The following is a 14,368-nucleotide window of genomic DNA, read 5'->3' as shown; positions in this document are numbered from 1 at the left end:
TGGATGGCAGCAATGCGCCTGATGTCGGCCGTTCAAGGTAAGTTTTGCAGTTGCCCGAAAGCAGATAGCGTCCGCGAATGCGCTGGAGGTCGCGGTCGCGCCCCGTAGCCAGCGCTCTGTTGCGGCACGCGTCACGAATGGATTGCTTGCCAGAAGCGCGATTAATCTATCGAGAACGGGCAACTCGGCATTCAGCCAACGTGAATGCGGCTCGACGCGGAATCGCTCAAAAATAGCCCCGCCTTGCAGGAAAACAGGCGGGGCGAAGGAGGCTCGGGTTCTGGGAACTTCCCTTTCGACTACTCGAGAATTGTTATGTCGATGTGACAGGCTCACTCGGCCCCATTTTGCGTTCGTTCCGCGATGGCGAATGCCTGCAGATTCTTTGCCTTGCCGTGGTCCTGATCGGCGTTGGCGATGATCGAAAAGAACGCCGCCCGAGCGATGTCCCTCTTAGACGCGTTCGGGTGCTCTTTCCGAGCCGCCTTGATCAATTGCTTAGGCGTCATGTCCGGTGTCACGATCCGCATCAGAGTGTCGCTGATCGCCTGCAATTCGGTTGCATCCATTGCGAAACGCTCCCGTCCTTGGCTCCCCACTGCCAAGCCTAGCAGAGCACCTTTATTGGCTGAAAGTAAATCACGTTGCATGGGAGCTTCGCCAGCGCGCGTTCCGGCCGGCCGGCTGCCTCATACGGCGAAAGCGGCCCTCGCCAGAAGGGCGTTAACCAGCCGGGCCGGACAGTGCCGCTCCGCAATGGGGCGGAGAGACGGAGAGAACAAGCCGCGCCGGGAATTTCAGTCTTCCTTCAAATCTTCGGCTTGGTCTTTGAGCTTGGTCCAGTCGGCGCCATGCTTACGCAACAAAGCGCGCGCCTGTTTCGGCGAGACGTCAGCAATTTCCGTCAGGTGCTCTACCTCCAGCTCTTGCCCCTTCACCACGCGGCTCGCCTCCCTCTTTTCTTTCTTTTCTTTGGTGGCCATCCCTGTGTCCTTCTCTTCCATCATCGGATGAACGAGGACTGAGAAATGTGGTTCCGGCTCGCACATTGTCGTTTGCCGGCGCTGGCCTTCGTCCAGGTGCCAAACATCGTTGGGGCCGGGCCGCTTCCTGCGCAGTCGGCGAACGTACTCGGGCCCGAATTTCTTCCCCAACGGCGGATTGTTTCATAGGAGGCGACGATGCCGCGCTCCAGCAGCATTTCCTCGACCAGGCGCAGGCTCAATGGGGACCGGTAATATAGCCACGCCGCATGGGCTATGATCTCGGCGGGAAAGCGGTGTTGTTTGTAGCTGATGAGCACGTTATTCATGAACCGGCGTCTACCCCAGTGACTCCTCACAAAAAGTTACCGTGACATCGCCGATATGCGTGCCAGCACGTGCGCGATCAGGATGCCGGGCGGCAGGCTGGCGATCATCGCCACAATGCCACCTTGATGGACAGCCGGACCGCATTCCATTCGATGGGAGTGAGGTCCAGCAGCCAGTTCATGCGTCAGGGCGCTGCCTTAGTTGGTGGGCGCGAGAACGGTAAAGCCCTCCGCATTGAAGAGTTCGCCTGCCTTGGCAGACTGCAGGCATTTCAGGAATGCCGGCGTATCCTTGTCCTTGGAATCTGCCGTCTGGGCAACCGGATAGATGATCGGCGGATGCGAATCCTCCGGGAAAGTGCCGACCACCTTGACGCCGGGCTCGGCATGCGCGTCGGTGGCGTAGACGATACCAAGTGCTGCTTCGCCGGTGGAGACCAGCTTGAGCGCCGCGCGCACGTTCTCGGCCTGCGCCACCTTGCCCTCGACCGAGGGCCAGACACCGAGCGATTCAAGTGCCGCCTTACCGTATTTGCCGGCGGGAACCGCCTTGACGTCAGCCATGGCGAGTTGGCCGTCACCGAGCAGCTTGGCAAGGTCGAAACCCTTTTCGATCTTCGTTTCCGCCTTGGAATCCTTTGGCGCCACCAGCACGATCTCATTGCCGAGTAATTTCACCTCGGTGTCCGGCTTGGTCAGCTTCTTGTCGGAAAGGTATTTCATCCAGTCGAGATCCGCCGAGATGAAGACATCGGCCGGCGCACCAGCCTCGATCTGCTTAGCAAGTGCTGGGCTTGCCGCATAGGAGATGGTTGCCGCTTCGCCGACATCGGCCTCGCACGCCTTGTTCACGGCATCGAGCGCGTTCTTCAGGCTTGCCGCCGCAAAGACTGCGACCTTCTCCTGCGCCACTGCGCCGGGAATGGCGGCGAACAGCATGGCCGCGACGCCGCCAAGGGCTGCGGCAAGCCTTATCCCGAGACGTCTACATGTCAGCATGGCAGAATCTCCCAATATGAATGATCACTCCTCCGACTGTCACGCGGCGGACCCGAAAAGCGTTCTTGACCGATGTATCCAGTGAAACATAACAATGGAAGCATGTACATCGTGTGATGGAGAAGGGCCCGTGCTCCGTCGTCATGTTCTGCTCGCCCTGTCATCGCTTATCCTGGGCCTCGGGTCATTTGCCGACCTTGCAAACGCCGAGCACCGCGTCACGTCGACGCGGCTGGTCGCAAGGTCGACCTGCCCGACAAGTCAACCGAGTGGCCTGCCGCCCCCCAGCTTCCGTGCGGCTTTATGCCGTCGCGCCGGAAAAGATGGTCGGATGGTGCGCGAGCCTACCGCAGAGGACAAGACCTTCATCGCCGAACCCTACTGCGATCTTCCCGTTCATGGCCGCCTGACCGGCAAGGGCAACACTGCCAATCTCGAAGCGGTGCTGGCAATGAAGCCGGATGTCATCCTCGATGTAGGCACGATAGATCCCACCTACGCATCGCTCGCCGACCGAGTGCAGGAGCAGACCGGCATCCCGTAGTCCTGATCAACGGCAGCTTCGCCAACACGGCTGCCACCCTGCGCAAGGCTGGCAATTTGCTCGGCGAAAAGGACAATGCCGAAAAACTCGCAAGCTATGCCGAAGCGGCGATTGGACGTTTGGACGCCGTGATCGCCGGCATTCCAGCCAACGAGCGTCCGCGCGTCTATTATGGGCGTGGTCCCAATGGACTGGAGACCGGGCTTGCGAGCTCGATCAATATGGAGGTGCTTGCGGCTGTTGGTGCCACCAATGTGGCCGAAACCGCGGGCTCCGGCGGGCTTGCCAACGTCTCACTGGAAGACTGGAATCCGGATGTCATCCTGACGCTCGACAACACCTTCCAGAGGGCGTTTTGGAGGATTCGGCGTGGGCCGGGATTGCTGCCGTCAGGAACCACAAAGTCTATCGTGCGCCGACAAACCCGTTCGGATGGTTCGACACGCCGCCCGGAATCAACAGGGTAATGAGCGTGGCGTGGTTTACCAGTCTCCTTTACCCTGGGAAGGCGACGGGTGACCTGCGCGCCGAAGTTCACGATTTCTACAAGCTGTTTTATCACGTCGATATCACCGACGAGCAAATCGACACGCTGCTTGCCGACGCTTCAGCAAGACCCTGATGGCTGGCAACGCAGCGGAACTGCCTGACATGCCGTCCGACAACGGGCGATCGCTTGGCCATCGCTTGGCATTCCTGTCCTGCTGTTGATCGTTGTCATCCTGATATCGCTCGGCACGGGCAAATACAGCGTTTCGCCACGCGATATCGTGTCGAGACCGCAAAGGCGGTGCTGGTGACGCTCGGCATTTCCCGACTGGCCGACCTGCCCCACACGGCGATCAGCGGCGGCGAGCGGCAGATGTGTTGATTGCCCGTGCACTGGCACAGCAGCCAGCGATAATCGTCATGGACGAGCCAACGGCGAGCCTCGACTTCGGCAACCAGGCGCGTGTGCTCGAACGGATTTGGACGCTGGCCCCCAGCGGCCTCGCCATCGTGTTGTCGACGTATGATCCCGGCCAGGCCTTCGCCTGTACCAACCGTATGGCGCTGATGAAGGCCGGCCGTCTCATTGCGGCAGGGTCGCCTACCGAGGTCTTGACACCGACGGCGATGAGGGACCTCTACGGTGTGGATGTAGCCATCGCGTTTGTAGAAGCGGCTGGTCATAATGTTTGTGTGCCAGTGGTTTTAACACCAATGAAGGAACATTCTGATGAAGATTAGCGCCCGCAACATCCTGAAGGGGAAGATCACCGAGATCGTCAAAGGTGCTACCACCTCGCATGTCCGGATCGACATTGGCGGTTCGGTCGTTACCGCTTCCATCACCAATGAGGCAGTCGCCGACCTTGGGCTCGAAACCGGCAAGCAAGCCTATGCCGTCATAAAGGCGTCAGACGTGATGGTGGGCATCGACTGACTGACGAATGGTTCGCGAAACGAGATCAGGCTGGGCGAGATGGGAGTCGATGCGCCGCCAGCCACCGATGCTGGGCTCGTGTTCAAGGCACTGCCCGAAACGTGCGGCAATGTATTCTCCGCCGCCATTACTTGTGCGACAAGGTCGCAGTAGACAATGATCTCTCCGCCGCATCGGAATGCTAGCTCACCCATCGACTACATCAGGCAAGGTATCTTCGACGACGCTCATATATCTGTCGAAAGTCTCGGTGTCGGATGCGCTGGCACGCAGGGACCGCACCTTGTTCAGGATCGCCGCAACCGCCGCTTCCTTGTCGGGCGCTATGCGTGTTGTCACCGCTTTGGCCGCCAAAGCGGTAAAATCCACGGCGGCATAGGATGGCACAGCTGCAGCGTCTGTTGCTTTCAGCCGTTCTTTTACGATTGCGCGCCGGCCCGGTGGCGGAGCTATCCGGCCTGCTTTTGCGGCAAATGTCGCGCCGCGCCGCAGGCGGGTCTGCGAGAGGCCTGAGCGGTACGCGGGTGCTGTCGGCACAATCGTGGGGAGCGCACGAGATGGAACCGCCGCAGAGGAGTCCAGCGCAGGGCTTTTGGTGCGCGAAACCTCGGTAGAGGCGGGCAGGGGCATGAACGCGCGTTTGGCGAGCTGGCCGTCGGCGAAATAGAAATTGCGCGTGCCGAGGATTGGCAGTTCGCCGCGCGGCAATATGATGACCTTGTTCTTGTCGAGGGTGCGGATTTCATCCTGCCGCATCAGGGGCCGCCGCACTTCCTTTCGGTGGACAGAGCGCGTGTAATAAGTGTCGAACAACGTTGCCTTGGTGCGCGTCACGTCCTTTTGCACGTCCGACGTTTCGCCGAGCTGCTCGGAAACGTAGCGCAGATCGTCCGCGTCCTGCGCACCGAAAAATATCTGCACGCGAGCGGCGTTGATGAGCGTCTTGCGCCCTTCCTGGCGATAGATCTCGTCTACAGCCTTCAGCGACTGCACGAAAAACCACATCGAAACGCCGTTGCCGCCCAGGACGCTCGCCATTTCGGTCACGTTCTCGAGCTTGCCGAGGTTCTGGAACTCGTCGAGCAGCACAAGCACCGGATGCTCGCCCGGCTGCGGCAGGCTTTCCGACATGAAGTTCATCATCTGCGTAATCAGGACGTTGAACAACGGTCCGAGGGAGGTGATCTGCTCGCGCCGCACGTCGAGATAAAGAGAGATCCGGTCGCGCTTCAGATTGCGAATATCGAACGTGCTGCGCGAGGTAGCTCGCATCAGGCGCTCGTTGAGAAAGGGGGCCATGCCGGTGCGGACGCCGGCGTAGATTCCGGAAAACTGCCGCTCAGACATCTCAAAATAGGGCAGCAGGGTTTGCAGCGTGAAATGCGAACATTCGCGGCGGCGTTCCTCGCGGAGCGAGCCGATGAATTCCAGGAGCGGCTGCTCGGCACCGTTCATGATCTCAAGGATTGTGGCGAAGGTCTTCTTCTCGTTTGGGATCGCAGGCGATTCCATGACGAAGGACGCTATGCCGGTAAAAAGGAGGCGGGCGTCGTTGACCCAATACGGGTCTGCATTTGAGGGCGGTCGCGGAAACAGCGCCGCAGCGATATTGCGAAGGTCGATGTCGCGCTGCGCCGAATCCAGCGAGATGAAGTCCATCGGATTGTAGCGTGCGGTATTGCCGTCCGGATCAGCCGGCGCGAAGCGCACCACGCGACTCAGGGTTGAACGGTAACCGGCAGTCGCCGCATAGGTCTCGCCTCGCAGGTCGAGAACCACGAGCGAATGCGGCCAGGTCAACGCATTCGGGATGATGAGAGAAGTGCCTTTGCCGGAGCGCGGCGGCCCTATGACGAAGCCGCCGACATCATCGCCGTCAATCCACAATTTCTTGCCGCCGATCAGCTTGCGCTGCGTCAAACGGATCTTGCCTGAGCGGTGATCGCGGCTGGGCGACAGAATTTCGGCAAGCCTGCCGCCGGCTCGACCGACGAAGACGCCGCCCACTTTCGTCAGAGTGGTTTTCGATACGTCGCTCATCGTCATGAAGCGAGAGTCATTGCGCTTTCTCGGACGCATGAGAAACAAGCTGACCAGTGGCAAGAGAAACCCTAATGCTCCAGCCGCAACGGCGTATTGCACCCGGCCAAAATTCCCCGCCAGCGTGTCCGCCCAGGCCTGACGAACGACCGGCAAGGGATTGGCGTTCAGCTGGTCGAACAGGAAGAGGGAGCCAGTCCGGTACCAATCTGTCGCGGCATAGGCGACCGTGAAGACCAAGACGCCCAGGGCTATCGCCATGAGCACCATGAAAATTGCTGTTGCGATTTTCTGCATGGATGTGGCCCGCTAGATCGTCTCGGCCTTGGTGAACTTGATCTCACTGATGCCGCGCCGTCCGCCTTCGGTGCGGACCATCTGGACGACCACCGGAATGACCTCGCGCAGGTAGTCGAGGATTTCGCCTCGTGAGAGGCCCGAACTGCCCTGCATGACCATCAGCGCCAGCCGCTCGTAGGCGGACCGCGCGGAATTGGCATGAACGGTCGTGAGCGAACCCGGGTGGCCAGTGTTGATCGCCTGGAGGAACGCGAAGGTTTCAGCGCCGCGCAACTCGCCCAATAGCAGACGGTCGGGCCGCATGCGAAGCGAGGCCTCGAGCAGCTGTTGCGCGGAGACTTTGGCAAGGCCCTGGTCGCCCTTCGAGGCTATCAGCGTGACATTGTTGGGGGCCGGCAGCCTCAGTTCGCGGGTATCTTCGATAGTGATGATCCGTTCATGGGCCGGAATCTCCTTCAAGAGCGCATTCAAAAACGTCGTCTTGCCGGTGGATGTACCGCCTGAAACGACGATTGAGACCCGGTTGCGCACTGCATATTGCAGGAAGTCCATCGGCGACGTGTCGTGCAACATCTCGACAAGTCGCTTTTCTTCGGTTGAAAGCGCCAGGCCGCTACCCATTGCCGTGTTCTCGAATGCGCCGAGAGCCTTGTAGGCGTCAAGGCTCATATCCATGATGACCTGTTTGCGGATTGAGATCGCCCCACCTTCGGGAGCCGCCGGCGGCAAGATGCATTGGATGCGTTCACCCGAGGGTAGAGCGGCCGACAGGACCGGCTTTTCTTCGTTGATGACCTGATTTGTCGCCGAGGCGACGCCCGTCGAGATATGCCTAATCCAGCCTGGCGTGACCTCGCGCTTGACGACGTGCTCCATTTCCTTCGCGCCGAGGCGTTCGATGAACAATTCGCCCGGCCTGTTGATCGCAATCTCCGACACCGCATCTTCGTTCAAATAGGACCATATCGGTTCCAGATGAGCGCGCAGGACCGGGGCTCTCGCCCAAGGGTCGGGGAGGGAATGCACGGCATTCATTTCACCGGGCTCTTATAGCCGGGATAGAAATGATCCTTCGGCGTCCAATAGAGAGGCGTCGGATCGATCGCCGTCTTCGGCCGCCCACCTGCCTTCAACCGTGCAACTTCTTCCTGAACGGGATCAGCGTACAAATCCGAGAAATCGAGATCTCGCCGCACCAGCACGACAATCGATGTGCCCTGGTCAACGTAGACTGTCGGGCCAATGTTCTGCGTGTCGCGAAACGCCTCCTGCGCGAGTTGCTGCAAGGCGGTCGATGACTTGTCGAAAGCGATGCTGCGGGCGTCGCGCTGCGAGCCATTGCCACCATAAGTCACGGTCGTGGTCTCACCGGTTACGGGATCGATCGTCGACACCTGGCGCTGTTGTCCATCCTGGCCGCTATCGCCTAGCGAGGACAGATATTCAGAGACGCCGCCAACGACGGAAAGCATGATGGCGTTGCCGTAGCGCTCAACCCAGTGCGTATCGACACGGCCGCCCATGCCGCCGCGGCCGAGCGCGTCTGCGCCAGGCGATTTGATGTCGACGGAAATGCCGTCCGAGCGGATTACCCTGCTCCAGACGATGAAAACACGCTTCTGACCGCGCGCAAGCCCCGAGCGGTATTCCCCGGTCAGGCGCGAGCCCTTCGGAATGAGGATCCGCCTGCCGTCGAGCGAGAAGACATCCTCACGCACGACAGCGCGCACGGCGCCGGGAAGGTCGGTGTTGATCGCGGTTTCCAAATAGCCGCGAATGATCGTTCCTTCAGGGATCAACGCGTCAGTACGCCGGAAGACCCTGGTTTTGACTATGCCGGAAGAACTTGCCTCAGACTGCGCCAGGAATGCCTTGTTGGGATCACTGTCGGCGCCGGGGACCGGGACGATCTGACCGTCGGGCGCGATTTCGACCTGCGCCGCCTGGGCGCCGGCATCCGTCGATCCAGTTTGATCATTCGTCACCATCTGGTTCGACCGCAGGCGTTCCCACACCGCCTTTTCGCGCTCGGCGGCCTCCGCCTTACGACGAGCCTCTTCCTCAGCCGCGGCCTTGCGGCGGGCTTCGTCCGCCTCGGCCTTGCGGCGAGCCTCCTCGGCCGCCATTTGCGCCTCTAGCGCCCGCCGCTGCGCATCGAGATCCGCGCCCTCCTGCACCGTCTGATCGACATTATCGGCTTGTTGCGTGCCGCTCTGGTCGGCGGCCGGTGGCGGCACCACGATCTGGTCGATCGTGCCGTCGGCAGGTTGCGGCGGTTCGTTCAACGCCGGCGGGCGGAATTCGGGCGGGTTGAAGTTTTCCTCGCCGTAGCTGCGAACATCGCGCGATACCGGCTCTCGAGGCCAGTTCAGCCATATCAGCGCGCCAACCAGCACCACGCCGAGGGCGACCAGGGCGATCCTGGTACCCACGCCCGCACCGCGGCGCGCGACCGTCGGGCTGCCGTCCAGCTGGTTATAGTCGATCTGGGTCATCACCGCCCTCCGCTGGATCCGAACAGGGTGGAACCGCCTGTCAGTTTCGTTGGGCCGTAGACCTGCTCGACCGGATCGATTTCGTTGGGTCGCGCCCGGTTGTAGAGGCAGAGCGTCTTGCCATCGGCCCGCAAGGTGAATTGCCGTGCGACCTTGTCGATGACGGTGTATTTGCCCTGCGTGCGAACATTGACCAGCGACTCCTGACGCTTGTCGTCGACAACGAAGATCGCCGGAATGTCGCCCTTGAACTCCAGAAACACCTTGGTGCCGTCGTCGAATACGGTGCGCGGCTTCAGGCTGTCGTCGCCCTTGTAGGCGTAGTCGTAATTGAGATCGGCATAATTCAGGTCCTTCAAATCCGGATCGGCGGCGCTCTCCTTGGCCTGTGAGAGCAGGCGCGCGTTGATATCCTCGTCCGGGTATTTGAACCGGACCTGGAAGGATGCCCGGTCACGGTCATTGTCGGTTGCCTGCAGCAGCAAGGAATAGACGCGCCGGTTGGTGACCACGTTGACGTTGGTCCACGCATCGCGCTCCAGCGGCTTGACGAACAGAAATCGCGATCCGCGTTTGGGGATGATCGACCAGCCTTTCGTGTCGCCAGCCGACACGGTTTCGATGACTTCGGTCGGGCTGAGCTCGACCATCGTCGAAATGCCAAGAGCTGCGCGCACCGACGTCACGTCGTCATTGTTGAAGGTGACATACCGGATGCGGCCGTCGCGTGCGGCCGCGCCGTGGATCGTGCCGAGCAGAAGTGCGCCCGACAGGGCAAGGCTCACGCGCCATCTCATTGCAGGCTCCCCGCGCCCGGCGCCGATTCCTGGTCGCGGCGGTAATCCGTAACCTGAAATCCCAACGGGTTGTCGAAACGCCATTCGTTCTTGAGCGGCGTTGAGGTGTAGCGGAATTTTATGACCGCCACCCAATTATCGGTCGTGGAGGAATTGTCCCGCCGCGTCGTGGTGGCAAAGCGTACCGAGGCTGTGTTGCGATTGAGCAGGGAAACCGACTTGATCTCGACCGAGACGGTGACATTGCGGCCTAAAATCTTGTCCAGCGATTGCGGGTTTGCAGGCGTGAAAAGCCATGTCAAATCCTTGGACGCGGTATCGGTCGAATAGAGCTGTGCCAGATCGTAATTCTGTTTCAGTTCACGGGAGTCGTAGGTTTCGCGGGCCCTGATGTAGCGCACCAGATTGGCGGCCGTGACGGCTTCGTTCTGCGACAAATCTCCAGGCTTCAGCGCGCGCATGATCTCGAGGTAGCCCGTCGATTTGTCGACCTCGACAACATACGGTTCGAACTGCCGGAGCGGCAGGATAAGCACGAGCGCCAGCAGCGACAGCACCGCCACCAGTCCAGAAACGCCGCTGACGATCCAGGCCAATGTACGCGATCGACGCATTGACCTGTGCGTGTCGTCTTCCCAGGTCGCACCCGCTCTGTAATAGCGCTTGTCGACGAGTTCGCTGCTGCGGTCAGCAGCTGTTTCCACTGAAATTGACACTTTACTATTGCCTCGTTTGCGCGATGCATCCTGATGCAGGCCGCGATCGGTGACCGTTCTTGTGTTCTAGGCCAGAGGCCTGGAGTTATCGCGCGCACCTTGCTGAATGGCGGACCGGGCTGCGGCATCGGCCCTCGCTGCTCGCGAAGATCGAAAACTGTTTGCCGCGAGCTGCGGGGCGCCGCGAGCGGCGCGGCCTGCGGCCCATCGCGCGCCGGAATAGCGCACGGCGTTTCTGCCGAAGTTTCTATAAGGGTTGTATGCGCCCACGGTGCTGAGATACCCGCCGCCATTCAGGATCGAAGCAATCGAGGGTATCTGCATGAGAACGTAGATCCCGATGATCGTCACCAGCACCAAGGGCAGCACCAGCGACATTTTGCTGTCCATGGTCGCTCCGCCAGACGTGGCGGTGTTCAGCGCCGCATTCACGAGCGAGAAGTAGAAGCCGAGAAAGCCATAGATCAGGATTTGCTGGATCATCAGAAAGGTGGTGAGCGAAAGGAAGCCTTCGCTCATGCGGGAGGACCAGCGGTAAAGCCAAAGGATGATCCATATCGGCGCCAAGGCCAGCGTGATGAACAACATCACCTTGGCGGCGATGATCGCGGCAACGGCAAGCGCTGCGAAGATGATGGCAGACAGCAGAACGAGCAGCGACAAGAGCGCACCAAAAATGTCATAGAAGGATCCGCTGTAGACCTGATTGGCGACGTCCTGCGCCCCTTGGTAGAGATTATCGATCAGCGCTGGAATTGCCGCCTGGTCGCTAAGCTGATTGCCGGTGGCCCGCGACACGGCGCCGACGATCACCTTACCGACCTCGTCTGGAATGCTTTGCACGAGCTGATAGATCGTCGCGGAAAATGTGCCCCATCCGGTCAGCAGCAGATAGATGATGACGGCGCGGCCGAGGCGATAGGCCGCTTCGGAGCGACATTCCTACTTTGCCAGATCCGGACATTTTAACTTAGCTGCTACAGGTGAAAGTCGCGTAATCTATCTTATGGAACTGTTGCAAATTCGTCTGCCCAGCGGTTCTCTGCGACCGGCGCTCGACATATAAGGCCACAACAGCGGCGTCCAAGACGCCAGCGCCACCTTTTCTTTCCTCAGCGGTTGAACGCCGGCACGAGCGGCAGTCCGAACAGAGATGCCCAGGCTTGCGAACTTGCCTTTGGATCGCGAGGATGTTTGTGCTTGCCGTCCACCAACCATTTCCGGTCATGACGATGACGTCAGACGCCCTTGAGGCCGCGCGCCTTCAAGCCGACGAGAAAGTCCTTCCAGGCCGAGCGGCTCTCGCGATTGGCCATCTCCACGGCCAGGATCTGGCGCCGGCCGTCCCAGTCGATGCCGACCGCGATCAGCACCGCTTGGCTCATGACGATGCCGGCTTCGCGCACCTTCTCGTAGCGGGCATCGAGGATGAGGTAGGCAAAAGGCTCTTGAAGCGGGCGCTCGGCAAACGCTTTCAGGCTCTCGTCTAGGCGTTTGTTGATGGCCGAGATCGATGAGGCCGAGAAGGCATGGCCGCACAGCTCTTCCGTGATCGCCTTGACCTTCCGGGTCGAAACGCCCTGCACATTCATCTCCGCAAGCGTGGCCACCAGGGCCCGCTCCGAACGCTGGTAACGCTCGAACAGCTCGGTGGAGAAGCGGCCGGCCCGGTCCTGCGGAACCCGCAGCTCCAGCTTGCCGACACGGGTGACAAGGGTGCGGCCATAATAACCCGAGCGGTAGCCGAGACGCTCCGGTGTGCGCTCGCCTTTCGAAGCACCCAGAGCCTCGTCCATCTCGGCCTCGAGCACCTCCTGCATCACCGCACGGATCACTTCGTGCAGACCTTGCGGATCCGAAAGCAGAATGTCTTTGACGGCGGCGCTGGCGGTTTTACTTTCAGTCTTGGTCATGGTGGCGTTCCTTCGCGGGAATCAGGTGACGTTGAACATCACCAGCCTGCCATGACCGCCCCCTCTCAGCGAATTTGCAGAACTCTCAGCACATTACCCAGGCTCCGAGTTGGTACTACGCGCAGCTCGCCCAGGCGCGGTTCGTCGCCGGTCGCTATGCCGACAGTCTATCGTCGCTGTGCCAAAGTCCGCCGGATATTCCCGTCACTCTGATGTTCCGTGCCCTGTGCCACGCGCTGCTCGAAGGGCCGGCGCAGGCGCAGTCGATCGCCAGGCGGATTGCCGTCGAGTTTCCAAGGTTCACCGTCGAGAACTTCATCCGAACCTATCCCGTCACCAATCCTCTGGCCCTCGCTGCGATTAAGGAAGGGGCTCGTCGCGCAGGTATAGCGTAGAGCCGAAAACGGTGCCTAGCTGAGGAGGGGGACGCGCTTCCTGGATATGCCACTTGGTAAGCCGGGCCCCGCTTCCGGCACAGGCTGAAGGTCTGCTTCGTAGCGCTAACTGGGCGCTGGCGTGACCCCTGCTAAGCTTCCACTCCTGGCGCACCTTACTCGTTCCAGTGGACGAGGCGAACAGCAACAAACCATCCATCTCGGCCATTGGCGGCAGCCAGTTGGTAGAGTTTGACCCTAGAACGCCAGCGTGTGAGACCACCGCCGCCGGGGCGAGCGCATGCCGGGTCGGCACCCACCGGGTTCATCGGCGGGCGGGGGCGGGATGGTTTGTGGGGCCCCGCATCAATGCGCGTGACCCCTCGCTCACAGACTCACTATTGAACAGAAGCCGCCGATACCAGGACGAAGCCGCGGGTCTTGTTCTCGTTGTCGGAGTCCTGGGTGTTCATGGCATCGAAAAGCTCAGATGTCTTCACCCACACTGGAGGATATTTGTACCGTGCGACATCAAGGATGAGGAAGCGGTCTGATTTCCCATCATAGGCTGCTAGCGGCGAGATATGGCCGCCCTTCTCCTGTCCGATTGCCTTGCGGAGGTAGTTGACGATCACGAAATGGTTCGACTGGCCGAGATGGGAACTCGCCAGCTTGCGGAACTCGTCGACTGAGCTGTCGGCGGCATGATGGACTTCTGCCTTGACCGGCTGCGTCGCAAGAATTCCACCGATCTGATCGAGGGTCATACCTTTCTTCGCCAAAACATCTCGGGCGAGAATGGCGTCCGTTCGTTCATCGAGGACATTGTCCTGCGTGAAAGTGCGATATGGCTCGTACTCCGGAACCGAAGGCGCCGGTACATTGAGCGCATTCAGCACCATGACGATGCTGGCGACACCGCAATAGGACTGTGTCTTCTGCGTCAGAAAGTTGCTTGCGAGAGGGAAATAGGCCTCCCGTGCATCGCTTTCGACGAAGTAGTTTTCGCCAATATCAGAACTGAAGCCGGCCAGATTGTCAGGAAGCTTCAGGGTTTCGGCGCTTGCGCTGGTGACGAACAGCCCCAATGCGACCACTGCCCCATGAACGAAGTGCTTAGACATGGCAACGTCTCCGCTGGGTGATCGTGCCACTATACCAGAAGGACGGGCGTGTATCACCATCCCCGTTCAGGGTCGAAGGTCGGGTTCGAGAGGAGGGGCCGTATCAGGCGCGCCCGGCCGACAACTTCGTTCAAAGTTCGGGATCTCCTCATGGCCGGCTGCTCTCGCCGCCAAAACCATCCAAATCGCTCTGAACGACCGAGTTCGACCCTTTTGGCGGTCGTTCAGTTGCGAGCGTCGCATGACGCGATCTGACCCATGGACGAAGCCGCTCGCGCGGCACTGGCGCCCCGTGGCGAGGGTGCAGCAATGATCTGAACGCCGTGCA

General features: G+C 60.4%; 16 protein-coding genes and 4 pseudogenes. 7 read left to right on the top strand and 13 right to left on the bottom strand.

Features of this window, described 5'->3' with window-relative positions; all coding sequences use genetic code 11:
- Positions 1-332: 332 nt before the first annotated feature.
- From NKK47_RS25275 to modA, 5 genes and pseudogenes are all read right to left on the bottom strand, one after another.
- A complete protein-coding gene (locus NKK47_RS25275; protein ID WP_352578647.1) occupies positions 333-569 on the bottom strand; it encodes a hypothetical protein in 237 nt (78 codons plus the stop codon).
- A 228-nt stretch (positions 570-797) separates the two neighbouring features.
- Positions 798-983: a hypothetical protein gene (locus tag NKK47_RS25270; RefSeq protein ID WP_352578696.1), complete on the bottom strand. Its 186-nt coding sequence runs from the start codon at positions 981-983 to the stop codon at positions 798-800.
- An 87-nt stretch (positions 984-1,070) separates the two neighbouring features.
- Positions 1,071-1,312 (bottom strand): annotated as a pseudogene (locus NKK47_RS25265) (IS6 family transposase); the annotation flags it as partial.
- A gap of 57 nt (positions 1,313-1,369) precedes the next feature.
- Positions 1,370-1,494: pseudogene (locus NKK47_RS25260) on the bottom strand (molybdate ABC transporter permease subunit); the annotation flags it as partial.
- A 16-nt stretch (positions 1,495-1,510) separates the two neighbouring features.
- On the bottom strand, positions 1,511-2,311 hold the full coding sequence (gene modA, locus NKK47_RS25255) for a molybdate ABC transporter substrate-binding protein (RefSeq protein ID WP_502905043.1): 801 nt from the start codon (positions 2,309-2,311) through the stop codon (positions 1,511-1,513).
- Positions 2,312-2,642: 331 nt separating this feature from the next.
- Between modA and NKK47_RS25250 the strand changes: the two genes are divergently transcribed.
- From NKK47_RS25250 to NKK47_RS25225, 6 genes are read left to right on the top strand one after another with little or no spacing between them, the layout of a single operon-like run.
- On the top strand, positions 2,643-2,855 hold the full coding sequence (locus tag NKK47_RS25250) for a TroA family protein (protein ID WP_352578646.1): 213 nt from the start codon (positions 2,643-2,645) through the stop codon (positions 2,853-2,855).
- A 56-nt stretch (positions 2,856-2,911) separates the two neighbouring features.
- On the top strand, positions 2,912-3,322 hold the full coding sequence (locus NKK47_RS25245; RefSeq protein ID WP_352578645.1) for a TroA family protein: 411 nt from the start codon (positions 2,912-2,914) through the stop codon (positions 3,320-3,322).
- The gene (locus tag NKK47_RS25240; protein WP_352578644.1) at positions 3,322-3,477 is read left to right on the top strand and encodes a hypothetical protein; all 156 of its coding nucleotides are present in this window, start codon (positions 3,322-3,324) and stop codon (positions 3,475-3,477) included. Before NKK47_RS25245 ends, NKK47_RS25240 begins: the two co-directional genes overlap by 1 nt.
- 54 nt (positions 3,478-3,531) lie before the next feature.
- Positions 3,532-3,726, top strand: a complete 195-nt coding sequence (locus NKK47_RS25235) for a hypothetical protein (RefSeq protein ID WP_352578643.1) — start codon at positions 3,532-3,534, stop codon at positions 3,724-3,726.
- 38 nt (positions 3,727-3,764) lie between these two features.
- Positions 3,765-4,085: a P-loop NTPase family protein gene (locus NKK47_RS25230; RefSeq protein WP_352578642.1), complete on the top strand. Its 321-nt coding sequence runs from the start codon at positions 3,765-3,767 to the stop codon at positions 4,083-4,085.
- Complete coding sequence (locus tag NKK47_RS25225; RefSeq protein WP_352578641.1) at positions 4,075-4,281, top strand: TOBE domain-containing protein; 207 nt, start codon at positions 4,075-4,077, stop codon at positions 4,279-4,281. The genes NKK47_RS25230 and NKK47_RS25225 overlap by 11 nt, the downstream gene beginning before the upstream one ends.
- A gap of 186 nt (positions 4,282-4,467) precedes the next feature.
- On the opposite strand, the gene NKK47_RS25220 is transcribed toward NKK47_RS25225, so the two are convergent.
- From NKK47_RS25220 to NKK47_RS25185, 7 genes and pseudogenes are all read right to left on the bottom strand, one after another.
- Positions 4,468-6,618, bottom strand: a complete 2,151-nt coding sequence (locus NKK47_RS25220) for a type IV secretory system conjugative DNA transfer family protein (protein WP_352578640.1) — start codon at positions 6,616-6,618, stop codon at positions 4,468-4,470.
- A 12-nt stretch (positions 6,619-6,630) separates the two neighbouring features.
- Positions 6,631-7,656 (bottom strand): P-type DNA transfer ATPase VirB11, encoded by a 1,026-nt coding sequence (gene virB11, locus NKK47_RS25215; protein WP_352578639.1) that lies wholly within the window; start codon positions 7,654-7,656, stop codon positions 6,631-6,633.
- Positions 7,653-9,116, bottom strand: coding sequence for a type IV secretion system protein VirB10 (gene virB10 / locus NKK47_RS25210; RefSeq protein WP_352578638.1), 1,464 nt, complete (start codon positions 9,114-9,116; stop codon positions 7,653-7,655). Before virB10 ends, virB11 begins: the two co-directional genes overlap by 4 nt.
- Positions 9,116-9,913, bottom strand: coding sequence for a TrbG/VirB9 family P-type conjugative transfer protein (locus NKK47_RS25205; RefSeq protein WP_352578637.1), 798 nt, complete (start codon positions 9,911-9,913; stop codon positions 9,116-9,118). Before NKK47_RS25205 ends, virB10 begins: the two co-directional genes overlap by 1 nt.
- On the bottom strand, positions 9,910-10,617 hold the full coding sequence (locus tag NKK47_RS25200) for a VirB8 family type IV secretion system protein (protein WP_352578636.1): 708 nt from the start codon (positions 10,615-10,617) through the stop codon (positions 9,910-9,912). The genes NKK47_RS25205 and NKK47_RS25200 overlap by 4 nt, the downstream gene beginning before the upstream one ends.
- A gap of 78 nt (positions 10,618-10,695) precedes the next feature.
- Positions 10,696-11,547 (bottom strand): annotated as a pseudogene (locus tag NKK47_RS25195) (type IV secretion system protein); the annotation flags it as partial.
- A 323-nt stretch (positions 11,548-11,870) separates the two neighbouring features.
- A pseudogene (locus tag NKK47_RS25185) lies at positions 11,871-12,542 on the bottom strand (IS256 family transposase); the annotation flags it as partial.
- Between the two features lie 74 nt (positions 12,543-12,616).
- On the opposite strand from NKK47_RS25185, the gene NKK47_RS25180 reads away from it, so the two are divergent.
- On the top strand, positions 12,617-12,937 hold the full coding sequence (locus NKK47_RS25180) for a hypothetical protein (RefSeq protein WP_352578635.1): 321 nt from the start codon (positions 12,617-12,619) through the stop codon (positions 12,935-12,937).
- A 377-nt stretch (positions 12,938-13,314) separates the two neighbouring features.
- Here the strand turns inward: NKK47_RS25180 and NKK47_RS25175 are convergent, their stop codons facing one another.
- Positions 13,315-14,004 (bottom strand): phytochelatin synthase family protein, encoded by a 690-nt coding sequence (locus NKK47_RS25175; protein WP_502896499.1) that lies wholly within the window; start codon positions 14,002-14,004, stop codon positions 13,315-13,317.
- Positions 14,005-14,368 lie beyond the last annotated feature (364 nt).

The organism is Mesorhizobium sp. M0019 (assembly GCF_040323975.1).
In the GTDB taxonomy this organism is placed as follows: Bacteria; Pseudomonadota; Alphaproteobacteria; order Rhizobiales; family Rhizobiaceae; genus Mesorhizobium.
Note: the sequence above shows the minus strand (reverse complement) of the source record. Positions and strands in the feature narration are given on the sequence as shown.

Excerpts from the sequence above, each read along its gene's own strand:
- NKK47_RS25275 (WP_352578647.1), bottom strand. The coding sequence starts at position 569 with ATGGATGCAACCGAATTGCAGGCGATCAGCGACACTCTGATGCGGATC.
- NKK47_RS25270 (WP_352578696.1), bottom strand. The coding sequence starts at position 983 with ATGGCCACCAAAGAAAAGAAAGAAAAGAGGGAGGCGAGCCGCGTGGTG.
- modA (WP_502905043.1), bottom strand. The coding sequence starts at position 2,311 with ATGCTGACATGTAGACGTCTCGGGATAAGGCTTGCCGCAGCCCTTGGC.
- NKK47_RS25250 (WP_352578646.1), top strand. The coding sequence starts at position 2,643 with ATGGTGCGCGAGCCTACCGCAGAGGACAAGACCTTCATCGCCGAACCC.
- NKK47_RS25240 (WP_352578644.1), top strand. The coding sequence starts at position 3,322 with ATGAGCGTGGCGTGGTTTACCAGTCTCCTTTACCCTGGGAAGGCGACG.
- NKK47_RS25230 (WP_352578642.1), top strand. The coding sequence starts at position 3,765 with ATGGACGAGCCAACGGCGAGCCTCGACTTCGGCAACCAGGCGCGTGTG.
- NKK47_RS25225 (WP_352578641.1), top strand. The coding sequence starts at position 4,075 with ATGAAGATTAGCGCCCGCAACATCCTGAAGGGGAAGATCACCGAGATC.
- NKK47_RS25220 (WP_352578640.1), bottom strand. The coding sequence starts at position 6,618 with ATGCAGAAAATCGCAACAGCAATTTTCATGGTGCTCATGGCGATAGCC.
- virB11 (WP_352578639.1), bottom strand. The coding sequence starts at position 7,656 with ATGAATGCCGTGCATTCCCTCCCCGACCCTTGGGCGAGAGCCCCGGTC.
- virB10 (WP_352578638.1), bottom strand. The coding sequence starts at position 9,116 with ATGACCCAGATCGACTATAACCAGCTGGACGGCAGCCCGACGGTCGCG.
- NKK47_RS25205 (WP_352578637.1), bottom strand. The coding sequence starts at position 9,913 with ATGAGATGGCGCGTGAGCCTTGCCCTGTCGGGCGCACTTCTGCTCGGC.